The sequence below is a fragment of the Bifidobacterium sp. genome (assembly GCF_050874245.1).
Taxonomy (GTDB): Bacteria; Actinomycetota; Actinomycetes; order Actinomycetales; family Bifidobacteriaceae; genus Bifidobacterium.
Genome location: NZ_JBNMKH010000123.1, coordinates 1 through 3,653, shown reverse-complemented (window position 1 = coordinate 3,653; position 3,653 = coordinate 1). Strand labels below are relative to the sequence as shown.

Below are 3,653 nucleotides of genomic sequence, written 5' to 3'. Positions count from 1 at the left end.
GGCATCGTGCCGAACGCGGTGTTGAGGAACGGCACGTAAATCACCACCACCTGCAACAGCGCAGACAACGCAATCGCACCCCACAGCCATTTGTTAGCGAACAGTCCAACGAACACCGATTGGTCGTGCGAGCGAGAGCACAGCGCGTTGAGCATCTGCGCAAACACAAGGATGGTGAAGCCCATCGTGCGCGCCTCAGTCATTTGCGCATCATGTCCGACAGCATCCACGGAACGGTCCGTGAACAGACCTCCGGCGAGGTGCATGTCCATGCCAATCAGCGTGACGGCAGCCATAATCAAACCGATGAAAATGATGTCGCCCCACATCTGTCCGTCGATCACGCGATCGGTGAGTTTGCGCGGTTTGCGTGCCATCACGTCGTCGGTGGACGGGTCGACACCCATGGCGAGCGCCGGAGCTGCGTCGGTAAGCAGGTTGATCCACAGCAGCTGCGTGGCGAGCAGCGGCACGGTGACACCTTGGCTGCCAGGCTGGGTGATGCCGAGGAATCCGGCGAGCATCACACCGCCGAAGACGGTGAACACCTCGCCGACGTTGGAGCTCAGCAGATAGCGCAGGAACTTACGGATGTTGTCGAAAATGCCACGGCCTTCGCGTACCGCCTCGACGATGGTGCTGAAGTTGTCGTCGGCGAGGATCATCTTGGCACTCTGCTTGGTCACTTCGGTGCCGGTGATGCCCATGGCCACGCCGATGTCCGCGGTTTTGACGGCGGGGGCGTCGTTCACGCCATCGCCCGTCATGGCCACGATATTGCCTTGCCGTTGCAGCGATTCGACGATTTTCAGCTTGTGTTCCGGCGCAACGCGCGCGTACACGGATATTTCGCGGGTGGCGTTGTCGAACGCTTGCTCGTCCGGCAGCTCGTCGAGTTGAACGCCGGTGAGCACTTTGCCGCTCAGGTCGTCGGCGCCGGCCGCACTGCCGTTCCGGTCTGTTTCGATGATGCCCAGATCGCTGGCGATGCGTGCCGCGGTAAGCGGATGGTCACCGGTAATCATGACGGTGCGGATGCCGGCGCGATGCGCTTCGGCGACGGAATCGCGCACTTCGGTACGCGGCGGATCGATGATGCCGACCATGCCGACCCAGATCAAGTCGCTTTCCAGCACATCGCTTTGGTCGGCGATGTCGGCGACGTGACCGGCGGCGTTGATGCGCACGCCCGGCACTGCGGCGAGCGACGCGGTGCCGAGTGGCCGGTACGCCTGGCCCAGCGTACGATACGCTTCGGCGGACAGGCGTTCCACGGCGGCGAGGATCTGCTGGCGATCGCCTTGCGTCATCGGTCGTACGGCACCGTTGACCGCGATGCGGCTGCAGTAGCCGAGCAGCACGTCGGGGGCGCCTTTAGCAAAGACGGTGAGACGCCCGGCATCAGTGTTATCCTGCGCGACGACGGTCATGCGTTTGCGATCGGAAGTGAAGGGAATCTCGCCCACGCGCGTGTAGTTGGCGTATTTGCGATCGGCCTTCACCTTGCGTGCGGCGACGATAAGCGACACTTCGGTCGGGTCGCCGACGGCTTCCCACGTTATGTCGGAAGCAGCGGAACCATCGCCGGCACCTGTGTTTTCGCGCAGTTCGCCGTCGTTGGCCAGCGCGCCCACTGCGAGCGTGGCGACGGCTTCAAGCTGTGCCGCTTCCTGCGCGGGCGACGGGGTGGATGTAAGCCCGGCATCGGAAATCGCAACCATTCTGCCTTCCGGCGCATAGCCGGTGCCGGTCAGCTGCACCTCACCGCTCGGCGTGACCACGCGTTCCACCGTCATCTCGTTGCGGGTGAGCGTGCCGGTTTTGTCGGAGCAGATCACCGACGCGGAACCGAGCGTTTCCACGGAATGCAGTTTCTTGACGATCGCATGATGTTCGGCCATGCGGCGCACGCCGAGCGCGAGCACGACTGTCAGAATCGCGGCGAGCCCTTCCGGCACGGCCGCGACGGCCAGCGAAACGGATAGCAGCAGCGAATCGATTACGTCGTGGATGTCGTTGAAGCCTTCGGTCAGCGCAAGCGCCACCAGCACGACCGCCGCGATAATGCACACCGCGATGCCGAGAATCTTGGAAACGTAGTTCATTTCCTTCTGCAGCGGACTGTCATCATCATCCGTGGCCTGCAGAAGGTCCGCGATTTTACCGACCTGCGTGCGCATGCCGGTGCTCGTCACGATTGCGCGGCCGGTGCCTTGCGTCACGGACGTGCCGTTGAACACCATATTGGCGCGATCGCCCAAGGCCTTGGCTTCGGCAAGTGTGTCGACGTTTTTGCCGACCGGTACGCTTTCACCGGTCAGGCTCGCTTCCGCCACGCGCAGGCTGGCGGCGGCGAGCAGACGTCCGTCGGCGGGAATGGAGTCGCCTTCACCGAGCACGACCATGTCTCCCGGCACCACGTCGACGGTGTTGATGCGTGCGATTTTGCCGTCGCGCAGCACGTTGGTTTGCGGCGCGGTCATTTGGGAGAGCGCTTCGACGGCTTCTTCCGCTTTCGATTCCTGAATGTAGCCGAGTACCGCGTTGACGATAAGGATAAGCACAATGACGATGGCGTCGAACGGCAGTATTTCGCCGCCTTCCGCGCCTGGCGCAGCGTTGGCTTTTTCGATGAACCATGCGATGAGCGAGATGCCGGTGGCAGCGAGCAGCAGGTAGACGAGGGGGTCTTTGAACTGCGCCAGGAACTTCTTCCATTTTGGCACGGGTGGTGCGGATGCGAGCTCGTTCGGCCCGTATTGCGCGAGTCGGCGTTCAGCTTCGGCTTGGCTCAGACCGGTGTTCGGATCGACGCCGAGCGATGCGGCCACGGCTTGCGCGTCGGCAAGCGACGGGTCGATTTGTGGCGGCTGCTGGTTTTGCTGTTCCTGCCGAATCTGCGTGCGATCGCCCGTAGCGGAATCGCCGTCAAAATTGGCATGGGACTGGATGGACTGATCTTTCTTGCGATCATCCATGGTGATCTCCTTGGGAGCGCCGCGGAGTAGTCAGCTCTCCCCCGTCTTACGTATGCCTCGAATCGCGGAAATCGAAAATCCGCGGAATCGCAAGCATTTTGCAAAGGCGAGGCAACGCTGCGCGGTTGTGGGCACCGGGCGGACGCCATCGGCGCATTCTGTTATTATCGCACATCCTCGGCGTGTGAAAAATGGACATGTGGCGGAACGATGCATGGCACGCGACGGGTGCACGATACCATGAAGTGTGATATATTATCGGTAGTTAGTAAAATTCATTACTAAACGGTCGTGCAACATCGCACGGCGCAACCGCAACGATGCAGTGACACCAAGTAATACAGGGGGATGCAAGATGGCAGATACAGCCGAACTCGCAATCGTACATGCAACCACGGCAAGTGCAAGCTGGCTCACCGATCCGACGGTGTTCGCAGCGAACCGCAAGCCGGCGCATTCCAACCACCGTTACGTCATCGGCGAAACGACGGAACCGAAGCAGAGCCTCGACGGCGAATGGAAGGTGCGCGTCGAGCAGGCGCGTGACGTGGATGTGGCGGACGCGCCGTTCGCGGGCGCTGATTTCAGGGATGGCGATTTCGGCGCGATCGAAGTGCCGGGGCATCTGCAGATGGCCGGTTATCTCAAGAACAAGTACGTCAACATCCAGTATCC

General features: G+C 61.6%; 1 protein-coding gene and 1 pseudogene. One reads left to right on the top strand and one right to left on the bottom strand.

The window, feature by feature from the left end:
• Positions 1–2,978: cation-translocating P-type ATPase (locus ACR0P8_RS08980; protein WP_432624739.1), on the bottom strand; the 2,978-nt coding region annotated here is incomplete at its 3' end.
• 355 nt (positions 2,979–3,333) lie between these two features.
• On the opposite strand from ACR0P8_RS08980, the pseudogene ACR0P8_RS08975 reads away from it, so the two are divergent.
• A pseudogene (locus ACR0P8_RS08975) lies at positions 3,334–3,653 on the top strand (beta-galactosidase); the annotation flags it as partial.